The sequence below is a fragment of the Microbacterium sp. Leaf179 genome, from assembly GCF_001423785.1.
Classification (GTDB): Bacteria; Actinomycetota; Actinomycetes; order Actinomycetales; family Microbacteriaceae; genus Microbacterium.
The window spans coordinates 1398120-1415812 of sequence record NZ_LMPH01000001.1 but is presented as its reverse complement, the minus strand read 5'-3'; the positions used below and the strand labels follow the sequence as shown (position 1 = coordinate 1415812).

Here is a 17693-nt window from a genome sequence, read left to right as displayed (position 1 = left end):
TGGGGATGGGGAGCGAGCACTACTTCAGCGCGTCGCCGTCGAGTCCCGAACAGCTCCGCCGTATCCGAGTGACACTCGCGGGGCGCGAATTCGAGGCCGTGACGGCGGGTGGCGTCTTCAGTCCCGATCACGTGGATGCCGGAACCTCGGTGCTGCTGCACAACACCCCTCCCCCTCCCGCCGGCGGGGACTTCCTCGACCTGGGGTGCGGGTGGGGTCCGATCTCGTTGTCGCTCGCGCTCGCCTCACCGCACGCGACCATCTGGGCGGTCGACGTCAACGAACGTGCTCTCGATCTCGTGAGGCGGAACGCACAGTCTCTCGGCCTCACCAACATCAACGCGGTGCGACCGGAAGATGTTCCCGACGACGTGTCGTTCCGGACGATCCGATCGAACCCGCCGATCCGCGTGGGCAAGAGCGAACTGCACGGCATGCTCGAGCACTGGATCCCGCGGCTCACCGAGCGCAGCGACGGGTGGTTCGTCGTGCAGCGCAACCTCGGCTCCGACTCGCTGCAGCGCTGGCTGTCCACGACGTTCGAGAACGGTTACAGCGTGCAGCGGGCCGCCACCGGGCGCGGTTTCCGTGTGCTCCGGGTGCGCCGTCACGGCTCGCCGCCGAGCGAGCCGATCGACATCATCGCCTGAGTCGCCGTCGTTCAGGCGCACGGAACGATCCCGGCCACCAGCGGGGTTCCCACGACCCCTCGACGCGCGCCGGACCGCGGCCCATCGACGGGCTCAGGCCAGTGCGACCTCGCCGGTGAACACCAGCGATGCCGGCCCCGACAGGAACACGCGCCCCTCGGCGACCCGCACCCCGAGCGTGCCGCCGGGGGTGTCCACGACCCACGAGTCGGGAGCAGCCGCCCCCGCCCAGTGCCGCACGGCCAGGGCGGCGGCCGCGACGCCGGTGCCGCAGCTGAGCGTCTCGCCGACGCCGCGTTCGAAGACGCGCAGGCGGATCGCGCCGACGCCGTCACGCACCAGCGGATCGGCGGGAACGACGAACTCCACGTTCGCCCCGTGCCGCGGCGCGGGATCGAGCACCGGCTGGTAGGCGAGCTCGAGGCCGTCGAGCTCGACCTCGGACGACAGCGCGACGACGACGTGCGGGTTGCCCACGTCGATGCCCACGCCCGGTCGCGCCACCGGAAGCCCCTTCGCGCGGACGAGGGTCTCTTCCGCCTCGATCGCGTAGGCCCCCAGATCGACCTCGAAGCCGCGATCGCTGCGGGTGAGGGTCTTGACCCCCGCGCGGGTGCCGATGCGCAGGCCCCCCTCGATCGAGGCGAGGCCGGTGTCGGTGAGGTAGCGGGCGAACACGCGTGTGCCGTTGCCGCACATCTCTGCCGCGGACCCGTCGGCGTTGCGATAGTCCATGAACCACTCGGCGCCGGATGCCATGGCATCCGCCCCCTCGTCGATCGCCGAGGAGCGCACCACGCGCAGCAGACCGTCGGCACCGATGCCGAAGTGGCGGTCGCAGAGCGCGGCGATCTGCGCGGCGGACAGGTCGAGCTCCCCGTCGGGGTCGGCCACGACCACGAAATCGTTGCCGGTGCCGTGGCCTTTGGTGAACGCGAGAGTCGCCATGCGACCAGTCTAGGAGCGGGCGTCGGGGTCGCTTCCCGGGGCGTCCACGAAACGGCACCGCGCGGGTGACGGCACGCGCTCTTCGCGGCGGTCGCTAGGCTGTCCCAGCCCTCCGCCCTTCCGTTCGAGGAGACCCATGCCGAAGCCCCCCGCCCTGGTCGGGCCCTCGTTCGATCGCCCTCCGCTGGACGATCTCGATCCGGGAGAGCCCGCGGCCCTCGCTCCCCGGGCGGCCCTGGAGGGGCTGTCGTTCCGCGACCTCCGCGTCGACGGTCTCGACCTCGAGAGCGCGGAACTGACGCTGTGCCGCATCGAGGGCCTCCGCGCGCCCGAGGTCACGCTGCGGTATGCGCACCTGTCCGAATCCGCGCTGTCGGGCTGGGACGTGCCGATCGTCCGGTCGGCGCGGACCACGTGGCGCGACGTCGAGATCGAGGGGTCGCGGACGGGATCGCTCGAGGCCTACGAGTCGACCTGGAACGGCGTGCATTTCGTCAACTGCCGACTCGGATTCGTGAACCTGCGCGGGTCCCACCTGCAAGACGTCGCCTTCACCGACTGCACGATCGACGAACTCGACCTGGGGCAGTCCCGGGTCACCCGCTTCGCCGCGAACGGCACCCGGATCTCGCAGCTCATCGTCGAGCAGGCGACGCTGCAGCACACCGACCTCCGCGGCGCCGAGCTGGAAGGCCTCGCGGGTCTGTCGGCGCTACGAGGCGCGACCATCTCGTCGATGCAGCTGCAGCAGCTGGCCCCGCTCCTGGCCGCGGACCGCGGCATCACCGTCCGGGACTGACACGAGCGGGCGCGGGTCGGCGATCGTCCCGTGCGACCGACGCGTGAGGCCCGCGCCGGAAACGCAGACCGCCGCGCTCAGCCGGGTGGCGGCGGTCCGCCGGGTCCGTCGACGACGAGCCTCTTCCCGGTGGCCCACGTCTCGAACGGTTCGTACCCCAGGGCGTCGTAGAAGCCCCGGGCGCCCGTGTTGTCGGGACGCACCATGAGCTGCACCTTCGGACAGCCGAGCGCCTCGAGCAGCCGCTCCGCCTCGGCCACGAGCAGGCGACCGACACCTCGACCGCGGTGCGACGCCGCCGCGGCCAGGTAGTAGAGCCATCCGCGGTGGCCGTCGTAGCCCGACATGACGCTGCCGACCACCGTGTCGCCGTCGACGGCCACGAGGAACAACTCCGGCTGCACCGTGAGCTTGCGGCGGATGTCGGCTCGGGGGTCGTTCCACGGTCGGGTGAGACCCGCCTCCTCCCAGAGGGCGACGACGGCGTCCTCGTCCTCGAGCTCGAAGCTCCGCACGACGATGCTCACTCCCCCGCCTCCCCCACGGACACCAGGGTCGTGGCATCCACGGTGCGGGCGTCGACCCATCGAGCCTCGGCGTAGCGGCGGAACCACGACACCTGTCGCCGCGCGTACCGACGAGTGAGGGCTTGCGTCTCGGCCACCGCCTCGTCTCGTGTCAGGTCGCCGCGGAGCTGGGCGAGGGCCTGTGCGTACCCGATCGCCCGTGCGGCCGTGATCCCGCGCTCGAGCCCGTCGCCGCGCAGCCGCTCGACCTCGTCGAGCATCCCGGCCGCCCACATGCCCTCCACACGGGCGTCGAGAAGCGGCACGAGCTGTTCGCGGTCGACCGTCGTCGCGATGATCCGGGTATCGGGATGCCAGAACTCCGGCGCGGAGGGAAGGGCGCCGCCGTGCGTCTCGCCGCCCTGTGCCAGCACCTCGAGCGCCCGCACCACGCGGCGACCGTTGCGCGGATCGATGCGCTCGGCGGCGGCGGGATCGGCCTCGCGCAGTCGCGCGTAGAGCGCACCCGCGCCGAGACGGTCGAGCTCCGCCTCGAGCCGCGCCCGGACGGCCTCGTCGCGCGGGGGGAACCGGAAGTCCCACAGCACTCCCGAGACGTACAGGCCGGAGCCGCCCACGAGGATCGCGTCGGCTCCGCGCCCGTGGATCTCGGCGATCGCCGCGCGGGCGGCATCCTGATACCAGGCCACCGCCGCCTCGTCGGTGACGGCGAGAGCGTCGAAGAGGTGATGCGCAATGCCGCGTCGGTCACCGACCGGGAGCTTCGCGGTCCCGATGTCCATGCCCCGGTACAGCTGCATGGCGTCGGCGTTCACGATCTCGGCCGCGCGTCCCCGGGCGGCGAGGGCCTCGGCGAGATCGAGGGAGAGCCCCGTCTTGCCGGTGCCGGTGGCCCCGACGACTGCCCACAGGCGCGGCGCGGCGGAACTCACACTCCGACGCGCAGGGACGGCAGACCGAGCGAGACCGCGCGCGGGGTCGCGGCGTCGCCCGCCGGCGCCGGGACACCGCAGGACTCCGCCTGCGAACGGTCCCAGGCATCTCCCGCGCGCGTCCGACGGATGCGCAGGGGCGCGGCATCGGGCGCGTCGGCCAGCAGGTGGAAGGGCGCGGCGTGCGTCACGGTGACCGAGACCACGTCGCCGGGGCGCGGGACGGGAGAGCCCGCCGGCACCTCGAAGTGCACGAGACGATTGTCTTCGGCGCGACCGGTGAGGCGGTGCGTCGCGGCGTCCTTCTTGCCCTCGCCGGCCGAGACGAGCACCTCGAGCGTGCGTCCGAGCTGCTTCTGGTTCTCTTCGGCCGCGATACGGTCCTGCAGCGCCATGAGCCGCTCATAGCGCTCCTGCACGACGGCCTTCGGGACCTGGTCGGGCATGGTGGCCGCCGGCGTCCCCTCACGGATGGAGTACTGGAACGTGAAGGCGGTCGCGAACCTCGATGCCTCGACGACCCGCAACGTCTCGAGGAAGTCCTCTTCGGTCTCGCCGGGGAAGCCCACGATGATGTCGGTCGTGATGGCCGCGTGCGGCATGCGATCGCGCACCCGGTCCAGGATGCCGAGGAACTTCTCGCTCCGGTAGGACCGGCGCATCGCCTTGAGCACACGGTCGGACCCGGACTGCAACGGCATGTGCAACTGCGGCATGACGGCGGGCGTCTCGGCCATCGCCGCGATGACATCGTCGGTGAACGCGGCGGGGTGCGGGCTCGTGAACCGGACGCGCTCAAGGCCCTCGATCTCGCCGGCCGCGCGCAGGAGCTTGCTGAAGGCGAGGCGGTCGCCGAATTCGACGCCGTAGGAATTGACGTTCTGGCCCAGGAGGGTGACCTCGATGGCACCGTCGTCGACCAGGAGGCGGATCTCGTTCAGGATGTCGCCGGGGCGACGGTCTTTTTCTTTGCCGCGCAGGCTCGGCACGATGCAGAACGTGCAGGTGTTGTTGCATCCCACCGAGATCGACACCCAGCCGCTGTGCACCGAGTCGCGCTTGGTGGGCAGGGTGGAGGGGAAGATCTCGAGCGACTCGAGGATCTCAAGCTCGGCTTCGCCGTTGTGGCGGGCGCGCTCAAGCATTCCGGGCAGCGATCCCATGTTATGCGTGCCGAAGACGACATCGACCCACGGCGCCTTCTGCTGCACGGCGTCCTTGTCCATCTGCGCCAGGCACCCCCCGACCGCGATCTGCATACCCGCGTGGGCGTCCTTGCGGGACTTCAGGTGCCCCAACGTCCCGTACAGCTTGCCGGCGGCGTTGTCGCGCACGGCGCACGTGTTGATCACGACGACGTCGGCCTCGGACCCGACATCGGCGCGGACGTACCCCGCGCTCTCGAGCGATCCCGACAGGCGCTCCGAATCGTGGACGTTCATCTGGCATCCGAAGGTGCGCACCTCGTAGGTGCGGGCGCCCGTCTCGCCCTGTGCGGCGGGAGAGGGAGCGATGAGCGTCGGGGAGGAAACGGGGGTCGTCATGATGCGAGCAAGTCTAAGCGCCGGGACGGGACGACCCTCGGGCCGGACTCGGCGTCACTCCGACAGGCGCGGAGCGACCGTGGTCGCCGGAGACTACCGAGAGGCACTACTGGTCGATGGCCGCGGACTACCGGTGTGCCACATTTAGCGCAAAAGGCGCATACGCTTCGGTTAAAGGCCGGACGACGCTGTGGTCAGTAGGTAGCCTTTTGGTCGTACGCCATAACCCGTCCGCCTGCGGGTTTTTCCGGGGGGAGATGGGCATGCGGAAAGAACGATCGAGGGAGTGGGCGAAAGCCCTCGTGGGGGCAGATCGGAACGCCGGCGTGCTGGCATCCCGACTGCGAGAGGGGACCTCTCTCGTGCTGGCGGGGCCACGAGGAAGTGGACGGAGCTACGTGCTCCGCACCGTCGCCGCCGAGCTCGAACGCTGGGGGTCCGCGCCCGTCGTGCTACGGCCGTCCGCCCTCTTGAGCGACATCCCGTTCGGCGCGATCGACGCCACCGACGACCCGCGGGCCTCCGCTCTGCGGGACGGCCCGCCACCCGACTCCGACCGCACCATCGTGATCGTCGACGACGTCGACGCGCTCGATACCGCCTCTACGACCGCGATCGTCCGCGCGGCGGCCGCGCGGCGGATCACCCTGCTCATCGGCGTGCGCACCGCGCGGGCGCGGGCAGCCCGCCCCACCGCAGAATCCGACGCGCAGCGCCTCGCCCTGGGACTGTGGCACGACGGCTTCGCGAAGCGGATCGATCTCGGCGAGCTCATCGCCCCCGACGCCGAGGAGCTCGTGGCCCTCTTCCCCGGGAGCGAGACTCTCGACAGTGCCACCCGCGCGGGGCTCGTGTGGCGCGCCGACGGCTCCCGCACGCTTTTGCGGCACCTGCTTCTCGAGGCCCTCTCGGCCGTGGCCGCGGGACGTGATCCCCTGCGCGCGCTCGAGAACATCGCACCGCAGAGCCGCCTGGCCGTCGCCGTCGAGAGTCACGTCGCCGACATCGCCCCCGACGACCTCATGTGCCTCTCCATCGTCCACCGACTCCCCCACCTCGAGCTCAGCGTGGCGACACGCCTGTTCCCGACCGACACCGTCGGCGGCCTGGTGGCCGGTGGACTGATGCACGCCGACGGCACTCCGGCTCGGCGCCTCACGGCGAACGATCTCATCGCGCGCGAGGCCGAACGCCAGCTCGGGTCGGCGTGCGTGCGCGCGGTCATCGACGCCGCCTGTGAACGCATGCTGGCCGAGGCAGAAGAATGGTGGAGCCTGCCGATCTCGCTCCACGTGGCCGAGAAGTGGCATCGTGACGGTTCCTCGGCGGCCGACGCCCCGCCGGTCGATCCCCTCGTCCGCGCGCGGATCGCGCTCGACGCGGCGAGGATCGCCAACGATCGAGGCGACTCCGCTCATGCGGCCGCACACGCCGCGCGGGGCCTGCGCGCCCACGATCATCCCGACCTGCGACTGGAGGCAGTGCTCGCCTCCGGGGGGTGGAACGATTCCGCGTCCGGAGTCGACGCGGTCGACGCGTCGGATCGCGACGTCCTCCGGCGACTCGCTCGGCTGCGCGCGCGACCGCGCGACGGAGCCGCTGACTCCGCAGCCCCGCGTGACGAGGGTGACGCGGACACCCAGATCGAGGTCTTGCTGGTGCGATCCGGCCAGGCGGGCCACGCCCTCGACTCGGCTGGGGCCGCCGACCTTGCGGCCCAGGCCGTGGCGGTCCAGGCTGCGTCGCCCGAAGCGCGTCTGCGCGCACTCATCACCGCCGGAACATCGGCGACCTTCCATGGCGGGTGGAGCGCCGCATGCCGGTACTACCGCGCCGCGGAAAGACTCCTCGACTCCCGCCAGAAGATCACGGGGATCGCGGCCAAGGACCGATTGTCAGCCGTGATGTTCATGCTCGCCGGGTATCAGGTGGCGGGGGCTGACGGCAACGACGTGCGCCAGCGGCTCGACGAAGAGCTGCGTACCGCGGCACGCGAGGGCGGGGCAGCAGAGCTGACGCTCGCGGGGGCTGCGGCCTCCATCGCCTTCGCCGGCGAGGGCCGACCCGTCGAGTCGCAGCGGGAGTTGGAGGCGGCGCTCGGCCGGCAGCCGCTCGCCGTCACAGACGCGAATGCCGCCATGATCGAGCTGGGCGTCGCCGAAGAGCTGGCGATGAGCGGGCGCACGAAGGAGGCACGCGCCTCTTTGGCGAGTCTCGACCTGGAAGCCAGCCCGATGCTCCTTCACGGCATGCGGTACGTCGAAACGACCATCCTCGCGGCCGAAGGGCGAGACGAGGAGGCGCGGGCGACCGCTCGCGCGGCGGCCGAAGTGACGGCCGGGACGACCGCCGCAGCGCTGCGGATCCGCGACCTCTTCCGCCTGTCGACCCTGGGAGCAGCCACCCGGGAGGAGACCGACGAACTCATCCAGCTCGCCGCCACCACAGACCTCCCCCTCGCCGCCGAAGCGGTGCGGCGGTTGTCGGCCCGTTCGGCGGAAGAGGAATCGACGCCCGTCGATGATCTGCGCTTGCACAACCTGTGGACCGCTGATCACGGCGAGCGGTGGACGCAACCGGGCGGGATCGAGCGGCTCCCCGCGCACTCCCCGGCCCTGGCCTCGGGCGAAGAACTGACCCGACGCGAGCACGAGATCGCCGTGCTGGTCGTCGAGGGCCTGACGAACCGAGAGATCGCGACACGGCTGTTCCTGTCGGTACGCACGGTCGAATCGCATGTGTACCAGGCGCGCTTGAAGGTCGGGGCGGCGAGTCGACGCGATCTGGGCCGTATGGTGGCCGCCGGTGTGGTGCCTGTGCCGCCCGGGGTGCGGTAGCAGGCCCGCCGCGCGTGCGGCGAGCGGACCCGCCGGGCGTGCGGCGAGCGGACCCGCCGGGCGTGCGGCGAGCGGGCCCGCGGTGGGCGGACCCGCGGTGGGCGGACCCACGGTGAGCGAGCCGCCCGGGCCGCGGTGAGCGGGCCCGCCGACGTCTGGCGTGCGCGACCCGTCGGGCGACGCGCGACACTCAGTCGTCGGGTGTGAAACGAACGCTCGTCGTCGGCGAAGACCGGAACGTCGAACGGCTGCGGCCCAGTCCGGCCTCGTCGAGCGCCGTCCGCGCCGCCGTCAACGCCACCGACGAGGGGTAGCCGCGTCGCGCGAGCTGGCCGACCAGGCGGCGCAGATCGGTGTCGAAGTCTTTGCCGCCCACCGACCGCACCTTCGATCGAGCGAAGTCCAACGCTCGCTCGGCGTCGTCGTCGGGCATCTCGGCGATCGTCGCCTCCGCGACATCGCGCGAGATGCCGCGCTTGCGCAGAGTCTCGGCCACCGCACGACGACCCTGCCCGCGGCGCTCGGTCGCCGACATGGCCAGCTGCTCGGCGAACGATGCGTCGTCGAGATAGCGGAGGTCGAGGAAATGATCGATGATCTCGGCCGTGATCGCGTCGTCGACGCCGTCGACACCGCGCAGAACCGTCCGCGCCTCGGACAACGACAGCGAGCGGGAGTTCAGCTTGCGCAGCAACACGGATTCGGCACGCTCGCGGATCTCTTCGGGGCTCGGCGCAGCCTCTTCGGGGACAAGACCTTCGTCGGCGTCGCCGGGGCCGTCGACTCGTGAGAACCCTCGTCTCGATCCTCGTGAGCCGCGTTGCGCCGGGTGCTCGTTCCGGTCGCGCCAGGACGACGATCCGGCGGGAGCGTCGCCCGATGCGCCTCGCGAGGGGTGCGGAGCCGATTTCGCTCCGCCGTTTCCGAAGAGCGGGATGACGGGAGCGAGGGTGTCGTCGTCGAGGGCGCGCAGCGCGGGCCGCGCACCTCGTGCGTCGTCGACGCCGAGCGAGGCCTCGTCGCTCGACGCGACCTCACCGACGGAGCCCGAGTCGACGGCGCCGAGCCCTCGGTCGTCGACATCGTCGGGGTTCTGGTCGCCGCCCGCCCGTCTGAACGGACGAAGACCAGAACCCGATTCGTGTTCCGTCATCAGGCCGGGCGGCGGGCAGCCAGCTCGTCGTCAGCGGGAGCTTCGGCGACGACGGGAGGTGCGCCGATGCCCGTCTTGTTCTTGATCTTGGTCTCGATGTCTCCGGCGATGTCGGGGTTCTTGATCAGGAAGTTTCGGGCGTTCTCTTTACCCTGACCCAGCTGCTCGCCGTCGTAGGTGTACCAGGCCCCGGACTTCTTGACGATGCCGTGCTCGACACCGAAGTCGATCAAGCTGCCCTCTCGCGAGATGCCCACGCCGTACAGGATGTCGAACTCCGCCTGCTTGAACGGCGGAGCCATCTTGTTCTTCACGACCTTGACGCGCGTGCGGTTTCCGACTGCCTCGGTGCCGTCCTTGAGCGTCTCGATACGACGGATGTCGAGGCGAACCGACGCGTAGAACTTCAGCGCCTTACCCCCGGCGGTCGTCTCGGGCGAGCCGAAGAACACGCCGATCTTCTCGCGCAGCTGGTTGATGAAGATCATGGTCGTGTTGGTGGTGTTGAGCCCACCCGTGAGCTTGCGCAGCGCCTGCGACATCAGACGGGCCTGCAGACCGACGTGCGAGTCGCCCATCTCGCCCTTGATCTCGGCCTCGGGCACGAGAGCGGCGACCGAGTCGATGACGACGAGGTCGATGGCTCCGGAACGGATCAGCATGTCGGCGATCTCGAGCGCCTGCTCACCGGTATCGGGCTGCGAGACCAGAAGCGCGTCGATGTCGACGCCGAGCTTCTTGGCGTACTCGGGGTCGAGCGCGTGCTCGGCGTCGATGAACGCGGCGATGCCGCCGGCGCGCTGCGCGTTGGCGATCGCGTGCAGGGTCAGCGTGGTCTTACCCGAGGACTCCGGGCCGTAGATCTCGATGATGCGGCCGCGGGGCAGTCCGCCGATACCCAGAGCGACGTCGAGGGCGACGGAACCGGTGGAGATGGTCGCGATGGGCGCACGGTCGTCGCTGCCCAGGCGCATGACCGAGCCTTTTCCGAACTGCCGGTCGATCTGGGCGAGGGCTGACTCGAGGGCCTTTTCGCGCTCTGCGGGTGAGGGCATGACGTCTTCTTTCTGCTCGCGTTCCGGTCGCCTATAGGCTGTCGCGCTCCCCATCGACGATGGGGCTGCCCGACAAGGCGTTCAGAGTGTCGTTCGACGTTGTCCACGTTAGGGAGGGCCTCCGACATTGGCGGAGGAGAACCTCCCCGATGGGGATGAACGCGTCGCAATCGCTCTTGTGAAGAAGCCTACCGACAATCGAACGAAGATTCGATGACCGCCGCGCCCGGCGTGTCCGACTCCCGAAACCTCAGTGTCGTCGCGGCTCGAGGCGTCCGACGCCGTACCGACGGTCGGCGGGCACGTCGGTCTCGGCACACAACGCCAGCCAGACGTCGCGCGGGTCGACTCCCGCCGCCAATGCGTCGACGCTCGTGCGGCCGCCGACCGCGGACAGGACGAGGTCGGTCAGCAGAGAGCCGCCGCGTGCGCCGAATTCATCTGCCACGGCGCGATCGAACTCGCTACGACGCATGGAAGACGACGAGTCGGCTGCTCAGCGCAGCGAGAGCTCGGGTTCGACCGATGCGACGAGCTCGTCGGGAACGACGTCGGGGAACGTCTGGAGCCCCTCGAGGACGGAAAGTCGGTCTCCGACTTCGCGCATGATGGTGGAGATGGGAACGTCGAGGGCCTCGGCCACCGAGGCGAGGATCTCGCTCGACGCCTCTTTCTGGCCACGCTCGACTTCGCTGAGGTACCCGAGGGCCACGCTCGCGCGGCTCGCGACCTGGCGGAGGGTGCGACCCTTCTGCTGGCGGAGGTCACGCAGGACTTCGCCGATCTCTTGACGAACCAGGATCATTTCGGGCCCTCCTCACTGCTGATTCCGTCGCTGTCCGGGTGGACAACTGTAAACACCGTCTGTGTCACCCTAATGCCGCGCGCTGTGCACCGGATGGGAATCGCTAGACGAAACCGGGATGTGCGACCATTTGTTCCCGCGAATTCGGGCGGGTTCTCGCGACGGCTCGCGGACGGTCTCGGCGTCCGGTCGCGAGTCGCCGTCACAGCGCCGCCAGAGCCCGTCGGATCGCCTGGTGGGCCGTCTCGTGACGGATGCGATCACGATCTCCCGCGATCACGAGCGAGTCGACTCGCGTTCCCAGGGGCGTGGAGACGGCGATGTGCACGGTACCCACCGGTTGTCCGTCTTGCTCGTCGGGACCGGCGACGCCGGTGGTCGCGATCCCCACCTGAGCCGCCGCGCCATCGATGCCGAGCACGTCACGGACACCGCGAGCCATCTGGCGCGCCACGCGGGGATGCACGGCCCCGTGCGCCTCGAGCAGAGCCGCATCGACGCCCAGCACGCTGTGCTTCAGATCGGTCGCGTACGCGACGACTCCGCCCCGCACGACGCGTGACGCCCCCGGCACATCGACCAGCGACGACACCACGAGCCCACCCGTGAGCGACTCGGCGACCGCGACGGTCCACCCCAGCTCCACCAGCCGCTCGATCAACGACGCCGCACTCTCACGAGGGTCCCGGACGAAGGTCTCGTCGAAGTCCTCGGGAACGCCGTCGATCATCGGGCGACTCGGCCCTTGCGCGCCGCTCTGATCTCGGTGATGACGTAATCGAGGCCCGAGGCGATGGTCAGCACGACCGCGATCGTCATGGTGATCACGCTCACCCACCAGACGGTGTCCTGCCACGCGCTCGCGTCGGACAGACCGGCGAACGGAACCAACGCGATCGAGAGCGCCACGGCCTGGGCCACGGTCTTCAGCTTGCCCATCCACGCGGCCGCCAGCACGTGGTCGCTGACGACGATGAAGCGGTAGATCGTGATGCCGATCTCTCGGATCAGCACGATGATCGTCACCCACCAGGGCAGTTCGCCGAGCAGAGACAGACCGACGAACGCCACGCCCGTCAGAGCCTTGTCGGCGATCGGATCGAGGAGTTTGCCGAGATCGCTGACGATGTCGTACCGACGGGCGATGTACCCGTCGATGCCGTCGGTCGCGATCGCGACGATGAAGACGACCGCGGCCGCCCACCGGAGTCCTCCGCCCCGTCCGTCATCGGCCAGCAGCAACCACAGGAACACCGGCGCGCACAGGATGCGCGCGATGGTGATCGCGTTGGGGAGTTGGGGGTGCACTGCCATCAGTCGCGTCCTGTCAGCTGCCAGGCGTCTTCCGAGCCTTCGTCGTCGTCGCTCTCGACGACCGGGAGGCCATCGTACTGAGACGCGATGGCATCGGTACCGTAGCGGTCATCATCGGCGAGGGCCGATGCCGCCGACGGAGCCGCTGCCGGCGCGGGTGCCGACGGGGCGTCGTCGCCGCGCAGACGAGCGATCACCGCGGGAAGCTGCTCGTTGGTGACGAGCACGTCGCGGGCCTTCGATCCCTCGGACGGTCCCACGATCTCTCGGGATTCGAGCAGGTCCATCAGGCGGCCGGCCTTCGCGAAGCCGACGCGGAGCTTGCGCTGCAACATCGAGGTCGACCCGAACTGCGTCGAGACCACGAGCTCCGCCGCAGCGAGCAGCAGCTCGAGGTCGTCGCCGATGTCGGCGTCGATCTCTTTCTTCTCGGCGGCCACCTGCACGTCGGACCGGTACTCGGGCCGCGCCTGCTGGGTGACGTGCGCGACGACCTTCTCGATCTCTTGCTCGCTGACCCACGCCCCCTGCACGCGGACGGCCTTCGAGGCCCCCATCGGCAGGAAGAGCCCGTCACCCTGACCGATGAGACGGTCGGCACCCGGCTGGTCGAGGATGACGCGGGAGTCGGTGACGCTCGTCACGGCGAACGCGAGACGCGAGGGCACGTTGGCCTTGATGAGACCGGTGACCACGTCGACCGACGGACGCTGCGTGGCGAGCACGAGGTGGATGCCGCTCGCACGGGCGAGCTGCGTGATGCGCACGATGGAGTCCTCGACGTCACGGGGCGCCACCATCATGAGGTCGGCGAGCTCGTCGACGACCACGAGCAGGTACGGGTACGGCTTGAGCACCCGCTCGCTGCCCGCGGGCAGCGTGATCTCGTTGTTGACGACGGCCTTGTTGAAGTCGTCGATGTGACGGAAGCCGAACGACGCAAGGTCGTCGTAACGCATATCCATCTCTTTCACGACCCACTGCAGCGCTTCGGCGGCCTTCTTGGGGTTCGTGATGATGGGCGTGATGAGGTGCGGAACGCCGGCGTACGACGTCAGCTCGACGCGCTTGGGGTCGATGAGGACCATGCGCACGTCGGAGGGCTTGGCCCGCATCAGCAGACTCGTGATCATCGAGTTGACGAAGCTCGACTTTCCGGATCCGGTGGAGCCGGCCACCAGGAGGTGGGGCATCTTCGCGAGGTTCGCCACGACGAATCCCCCACCGACGTCCTTGCCGACGCCGATCGTCATCGGGTGCGTGGACGACGTCGCCGCATCGGAGCGCAGGATGTCGCCGAGCGTGACGATCTCGCGGTCGGCGTTGGGGATCTCGACACCGATCGCGCTCTTGCCGGGGATGGGCGCGAGGATTCGCACTTCGTTCGAGGCGACGGCGTAGGCGATGTTGTTGGTGAGCGCGGTGATGCGCTCCACCTTCACGCCGTGCCCGACCTCGATCTCGTACTGCGTGACCGTGGGGCCGCGCGAGAAGCCCGTCACCCGGGCGTCGACCTTGAACTGCTCGAGGACGCTCTCGATGGCCTTGACCACCGCGTCGTTGGCGGCCGAACGCGCCTTCGGCGGGGTTCCGGCGGCCAACGCCGTGACCGCCGGCAGACGGTAGTTCGCCGCGGGCGGGGCCCCCGCATTGTCGCCGCCGAGGCCCGAGATGCCGGGCAGTTCGTGGTCGGGTGCGTCGTCGACGGGCGAGTCGTCGTGCAGCCCCCGACCGGCGGCGGCTCCGGCGAGGGCGCGCGCGTCGAACACCTCGGTGAGGGCATCGGGCGTGGGGGTCGACGGCACCGGCGGACGAAGGGGGGCGGTGACGGGCTCAGGTGCCACGACCGCGGATTCGAAGCCGCCCTGCGTGGTGCCGGGGCTGAGCAGGGTGGTGAGGTCGTCCGACCCCAGGGCGCCGTCGGTGTCTTCTTCGCGACCGGACTTGTTGCGCCGCCACCAGGGCAGCGACTTCTCGGCCGGCTCGTCGTCATGATCGTCGACGGGGAGGACCTTGGTGGTCGCGTCGCGCTCGACGCGCTCGGCGCCGAACATCCAGGCGTAGAGGTCGCCGAGGCGACGGCCGATGCGGTTGGGCGGCGTCTTGGTGAGGATGAGGACGCTGAGCACGGCCAGCAGGGACAGGGCGATGTACGCGCCCACCTCGGTCAGCAGGGTGAGCGGTTCTCCGACGATCCAGCCGGCGATCCCCCCGGCGCGGCTGAGGACCGGCGGTCCGCCCTCGTTGGGGGCTGGTCGGCCGCCCGCCACGTGACAGAAGCCCGACACGGTGACGACGAACAGGCCGAAGCCGATGCCGACCCGGCCGTTGTCGTGGACGGAGGAGGGATGCCGGAAGAGCCATCCCGCCAGAAGCAGCAACAGCACGGGGAGCACGAAGGCGACCCGCCCGAAGAGGAGCCCGAAGCTGTACGCGCTGATCAGCGCCGCCGCCTCGGTCCCGATGAAGAACCACTCCACGACGGCACCGACGACGGCGAGCACGACGAGGAAGAACGGGAAGCCGTCTCGACGCTGATCCCGCTCGAGGTTCTCGGGGCCGAAGGTGCGGAACATCCCGCCCACCCCGTGGGCGAGCGCCATCCAGGCGCGGACGGCGGCCGAGGGCTTCTCGGGCTCGTCGACGTAGCGCTTCGGCGCCGGAGCCGAGGCTTTCGATCGCGGAGACCCCTTCGCGGGGGCGCGACCGCCGGTGGGGGACGAACTGCGAGCCATGCCTCCACGGTAGGCGGGACCCCCGACATTCGCCCGCACCGACGCGGGGTTCAGCCCAGGCGCTTCACCATCACGTCGCGTCCGATCCCGGGGCGCGTGACCGCGAAGCCCTCGGATCGGTACAGGCTGACGGCGTAGTTCCCGCGCTCGACGCTGAGGCTGATCCGGGTGTAGCCCTGCGCACGGGCATGATCGACGAGGCGCTGCAGGAGCGCGCGCCCGACGCCGTGGGCACGCCAGACGGGCCGGACGCCGATGATCAGCTCGGGCACCCCGGTGCCCACCCACCCGAATCCGGGTTCGTCGCGCGGCAGCATCCGGTACCAGGCCGCGCCGACGGCTTCTCCCCCGGGCGACTCGGCGATGAAGCCGGCGTCTCCGGGACGCATCCATCCCGCGATGTACCGGCGGTACTCGGGGCTGCTCACGATCTCGTGACGAGCACGTGCCGCTCCCGCGCGCCACAGGGCGGCCTCGACCGTCATGTCGGCGAGGAAGGCGCCGTCGGAGGCGACGGCCGCGCGGATCGGGAGACCGGGCATGCCCGAATGATAGCGGCGGCGCGCCGCTCCCGCGCCGGGTGAATCGACGAAGCGCCGCCGGCGAACCCGAGGGTCGTCCGGCGGCGCTTCGGAATGCGGGTCAGGCCTCGATGACCATCGGCACGATCATCGGCCGACGGCGCAGCGACTGGTTGACCCAGCGACCGATCGTGCGGCGCACGACCTGCTGCAACGCGTGGTTGTCGCGGACACCCGACTTGGCCGCTTCGGCCAGGGCCGCTTCGATCTTGGGCTTGACGCTGTCGAAGACCTTGTCGTCTTCGGCGAAACCACGGGCGTGGATCTCGGGACCCGAGATGATCTTGCCGGTCGCCGAGTCGACGACGACGATCACCGAGATGAAGCCCTCCTCGCCCAGGATGCGACGGTCCTTGAGGTCGGCATCCGTGATCTCGCCCACCGACGAGCCGTCGACGTAGACGAAGCCGATGTCGATCTGACCGACCACGCGGGCGACACCGTCGCGCAGGTCGACGACCGTGCCGTTCTCGCCGAGGATCGTGTTCTCTTCGGGGATCCCGGTCTCGCGCGCGAGCTTCGCGTTGGCCATGAGGTGGCGGTACTCGCCGTGCACGGGCAGGACGTTCTTGGGCTTGAGGATGTTGTAGCAGTACAGCAGCTCGCCCGCGGCGGCGTGACCCGACACGTGCACCTTGGCGTTGCCCTTGTGCACGACGGTCGCGCCGAGCTTGGTCAGCCCGTCGATCACGCGGTAGATCGCGTTCTCGTTCCCCGGGATCTGGCTGGAGGCCAGGATGATCGTGTCGCCCTCGCCCGGCTCGATCGCGTGGTCGAGGTTGGCCATGCGACTGAGCACCGCCATCGGCTCGCCCTGCGAACCGGTCGACATGTAGACGATCTTGTCGTCGGGCAGGTCGCGGGCCTTCTTGTAGTCGATCAGCACGCCGTCGGGGACGTTGAGGTAGCCGAGGTCGGCGGCAATGCCCATGTTGCGCACCATGCTGCGACCGAGCAGCGCCACGCGCCGGCCGTTCGCGTGCGCGGCGTCGAGCACCTGCTGCACGCGGTGCACGTGGCTCGAGAAGCTGGCGACGACCACGCGGCGCGGAGCGCGCGCGATGACCTGATCGAGCACCGGGCCGATGCCCCGCTCGGTGGGCGTGAACCCGGGGACGTCGGCGTTGGTGGAATCGACGAGGAACAGGTCGACGCCCTCTTCCCCCAGGCGGGCGAACGCGCGCAGGTCGGTGATGCGGCCATCGAGAGGAAGCTGATCCATCTTGAAGTCGCCGGTGGCGAGCACGAGGCCGGCGGGCGTGCGGATCGCCACGGCGAGCGCGTCGGGGATGGAGTGGTTCACCGCGATGAACTCGAGGTCGAAGGGCCCGACCTTCTCGTGCTGTCCCTCTTTCACCGTCAGGGTGTAGGGGCGGATGCGGTGCTCTTTGAGCTTCGCCTCGATCAGCGCCAGCGTGAGCCCCGACCCGATGAGGGGGATGTCGCCCTTGAGCTTGAGCAGGTAGGGAACCGCGCCGATGTGGTCTTCGTGTCCGTGCGTCAGAACGACGCCGACGATGTCGTCGAGACGGTGCCTGATCGGCTCGAAGTCGGGCAGGATCAGGTCGACGCCGGGCTGGTGCTCCTCGGGGAACAGCACGCCGCAGTCGACGACGAGCAGCTTGCCCTCGTACTCGAAGACGGTCATGTTGCGTCCGACCTCGCCGAGACCGCCGAGCGGGACCACGCGCAGCGTGCCGGGCGCGAGTGCGGGGGGATCGTAAACAGTCGTGGGCATAAGTGCCTCCTCGGATGCCACCGCGTGGCATCCCCTCGTGTGGCGTCCCAGGCCGCGGATCGGCGGACGCCCATG

General features: G+C 70.0%; 16 protein-coding genes. 3 read left to right on the top strand and 13 right to left on the bottom strand.

Annotated elements, in window-relative coordinates:
- Positions 1–5 precede the first annotated feature (5 nt).
- On the top strand, positions 6–650 hold the full coding sequence (locus tag ASF96_RS06470) for a class I SAM-dependent methyltransferase (protein WP_055937108.1): 645 nt from the start codon (positions 6–8) through the stop codon (positions 648–650).
- 93 nt (positions 651–743) lie between these two features.
- On the opposite strand, the gene dapF is transcribed toward ASF96_RS06470, so the two are convergent.
- The gene (gene dapF, locus ASF96_RS06465) at positions 744–1598 is read right to left on the bottom strand and encodes a diaminopimelate epimerase (protein ID WP_055937105.1); all 855 of its coding nucleotides are present in this window, start codon (positions 1596–1598) and stop codon (positions 744–746) included.
- A 136-nt stretch (positions 1599–1734) separates the two neighbouring features.
- On the opposite strand from dapF, the gene ASF96_RS06460 reads away from it, so the two are divergent.
- The gene (locus ASF96_RS06460) at positions 1735–2397 is read left to right on the top strand and encodes a pentapeptide repeat-containing protein (protein WP_055937102.1); all 663 of its coding nucleotides are present in this window, start codon (positions 1735–1737) and stop codon (positions 2395–2397) included.
- A 77-nt stretch (positions 2398–2474) separates the two neighbouring features.
- Here ASF96_RS06460 and ASF96_RS06455 read toward each other — a convergent pair whose 3' ends face one another.
- The 3 genes from ASF96_RS06455 to miaB are packed head-to-tail and all read right to left on the bottom strand — an operon-like array spanning position 2475 to position 5400.
- Positions 2475–2924 (bottom strand): GNAT family acetyltransferase, encoded by a 450-nt coding sequence (locus tag ASF96_RS06455; RefSeq protein WP_055937099.1) that lies wholly within the window; start codon positions 2922–2924, stop codon positions 2475–2477.
- Complete coding sequence (gene miaA, locus ASF96_RS06450) at positions 2921–3856, bottom strand: tRNA (adenosine(37)-N6)-dimethylallyltransferase MiaA (protein WP_055937097.1); 936 nt, start codon at positions 3854–3856, stop codon at positions 2921–2923. Before miaA ends, ASF96_RS06455 begins: the two co-directional genes overlap by 4 nt.
- Positions 3853–5400 (bottom strand): tRNA (N6-isopentenyl adenosine(37)-C2)-methylthiotransferase MiaB, encoded by a 1548-nt coding sequence (miaB, locus tag ASF96_RS06445; RefSeq protein WP_055937094.1) that lies wholly within the window; start codon positions 5398–5400, stop codon positions 3853–3855. The genes miaA and miaB overlap by 4 nt, the downstream gene beginning before the upstream one ends.
- 398 nt (positions 5401–5798) lie before the next feature.
- On the opposite strand from miaB, the gene ASF96_RS06440 reads away from it, so the two are divergent.
- Complete coding sequence (locus tag ASF96_RS06440) at positions 5799–8237, top strand: helix-turn-helix transcriptional regulator (RefSeq protein WP_055937091.1); 2439 nt, start codon at positions 5799–5801, stop codon at positions 8235–8237.
- Between the two features lie 190 nt (positions 8238–8427).
- Here ASF96_RS06440 and ASF96_RS06435 read toward each other — a convergent pair whose 3' ends face one another.
- The 9 genes from ASF96_RS06435 to ASF96_RS06395 all read right to left on the bottom strand — a co-directional run bounded on the left by ASF96_RS06435 (position 8428) and on the right by ASF96_RS06395 (position 17618).
- Positions 8428–9390: a regulatory protein RecX gene (locus tag ASF96_RS06435; protein ID WP_055937088.1), complete on the bottom strand. Its 963-nt coding sequence runs from the start codon at positions 9388–9390 to the stop codon at positions 8428–8430.
- The gene (gene recA / locus ASF96_RS06430; protein WP_055835155.1) at positions 9390–10445 is read right to left on the bottom strand and encodes a recombinase RecA; all 1056 of its coding nucleotides are present in this window, start codon (positions 10443–10445) and stop codon (positions 9390–9392) included. The genes ASF96_RS06435 and recA overlap by 1 nt, the downstream gene beginning before the upstream one ends.
- A 250-nt stretch (positions 10446–10695) precedes the next feature.
- On the bottom strand, positions 10696–10920 hold the full coding sequence (locus ASF96_RS06425) for a DUF3046 domain-containing protein (RefSeq protein WP_055835152.1): 225 nt from the start codon (positions 10918–10920) through the stop codon (positions 10696–10698).
- A 21-nt stretch (positions 10921–10941) separates the two neighbouring features.
- Positions 10942–11250, bottom strand: a complete 309-nt coding sequence (locus tag ASF96_RS06420) for a helix-turn-helix domain-containing protein (RefSeq protein ID WP_055835145.1) — start codon at positions 11248–11250, stop codon at positions 10942–10944.
- Between the two features lie 202 nt (positions 11251–11452).
- Positions 11453–11980, bottom strand: a complete 528-nt coding sequence (locus tag ASF96_RS06415; RefSeq protein WP_055835141.1) for a CinA family protein — start codon at positions 11978–11980, stop codon at positions 11453–11455.
- Complete coding sequence (gene pgsA, locus ASF96_RS06410; RefSeq protein WP_055937085.1) at positions 11977–12564, bottom strand: CDP-diacylglycerol--glycerol-3-phosphate 3-phosphatidyltransferase; 588 nt, start codon at positions 12562–12564, stop codon at positions 11977–11979. The genes ASF96_RS06415 and pgsA overlap by 4 nt, the downstream gene beginning before the upstream one ends.
- Entirely contained in the window at positions 12564–15299 is a 2736-nt protein-coding gene (locus ASF96_RS06405; protein ID WP_055937082.1) for a DNA translocase FtsK, read from the bottom strand. The genes pgsA and ASF96_RS06405 overlap by 1 nt, the downstream gene beginning before the upstream one ends.
- Before the next feature lie 50 nt (positions 15300–15349).
- Entirely contained in the window at positions 15350–15841 is a 492-nt protein-coding gene (locus ASF96_RS06400) for a GNAT family N-acetyltransferase (RefSeq protein WP_055937079.1), read from the bottom strand.
- Positions 15842–15941: 100 nt separating this feature from the next.
- Complete coding sequence (locus tag ASF96_RS06395; RefSeq protein ID WP_055937076.1) at positions 15942–17618, bottom strand: ribonuclease J; 1677 nt, start codon at positions 17616–17618, stop codon at positions 15942–15944.
- Positions 17619–17693 lie beyond the last annotated feature (75 nt).

Bases quoted from the DNA above. Each gene is read 5' to 3' on its own strand.
- ASF96_RS06470 (WP_055937108.1), top strand. From the start codon at position 6: ATGGGGAGCGAGCACTACTTCAGCGCGTCGCCGTCGAGTCCCGAACAG.
- dapF (WP_055937105.1), bottom strand. From the start codon at position 1,598: ATGGCGACTCTCGCGTTCACCAAAGGCCACGGCACCGGCAACGATTTC.
- ASF96_RS06460 (WP_055937102.1), top strand. From the start codon at position 1,735: ATGCCGAAGCCCCCCGCCCTGGTCGGGCCCTCGTTCGATCGCCCTCCG.
- miaB (WP_055937094.1), bottom strand. From the start codon at position 5,400: ATGACGACCCCCGTTTCCTCCCCGACGCTCATCGCTCCCTCTCCCGCC.
- ASF96_RS06435 (WP_055937088.1), bottom strand. From the start codon at position 9,390: ATGACGGAACACGAATCGGGTTCTGGTCTTCGTCCGTTCAGACGGGCG.
- recA (WP_055835155.1), bottom strand. From the start codon at position 10,445: ATGCCCTCACCCGCAGAGCGCGAAAAGGCCCTCGAGTCAGCCCTCGCC.
- ASF96_RS06425 (WP_055835152.1), bottom strand. From the start codon at position 10,920: ATGCGTCGTAGCGAGTTCGATCGCGCCGTGGCAGATGAATTCGGCGCA.
- ASF96_RS06420 (WP_055835145.1), bottom strand. From the start codon at position 11,250: ATGATCCTGGTTCGTCAAGAGATCGGCGAAGTCCTGCGTGACCTCCGC.
- ASF96_RS06415 (WP_055835141.1), bottom strand. From the start codon at position 11,980: ATGATCGACGGCGTTCCCGAGGACTTCGACGAGACCTTCGTCCGGGAC.
- pgsA (WP_055937085.1), bottom strand. From the start codon at position 12,564: ATGGCAGTGCACCCCCAACTCCCCAACGCGATCACCATCGCGCGCATC.
- ASF96_RS06405 (WP_055937082.1), bottom strand. From the start codon at position 15,299: ATGGCTCGCAGTTCGTCCCCCACCGGCGGTCGCGCCCCCGCGAAGGGG.
- ASF96_RS06400 (WP_055937079.1), bottom strand. From the start codon at position 15,841: ATGCCCGGTCTCCCGATCCGCGCGGCCGTCGCCTCCGACGGCGCCTTC.
- ASF96_RS06395 (WP_055937076.1), bottom strand. From the start codon at position 17,618: ATGCCCACGACTGTTTACGATCCCCCCGCACTCGCGCCCGGCACGCTG.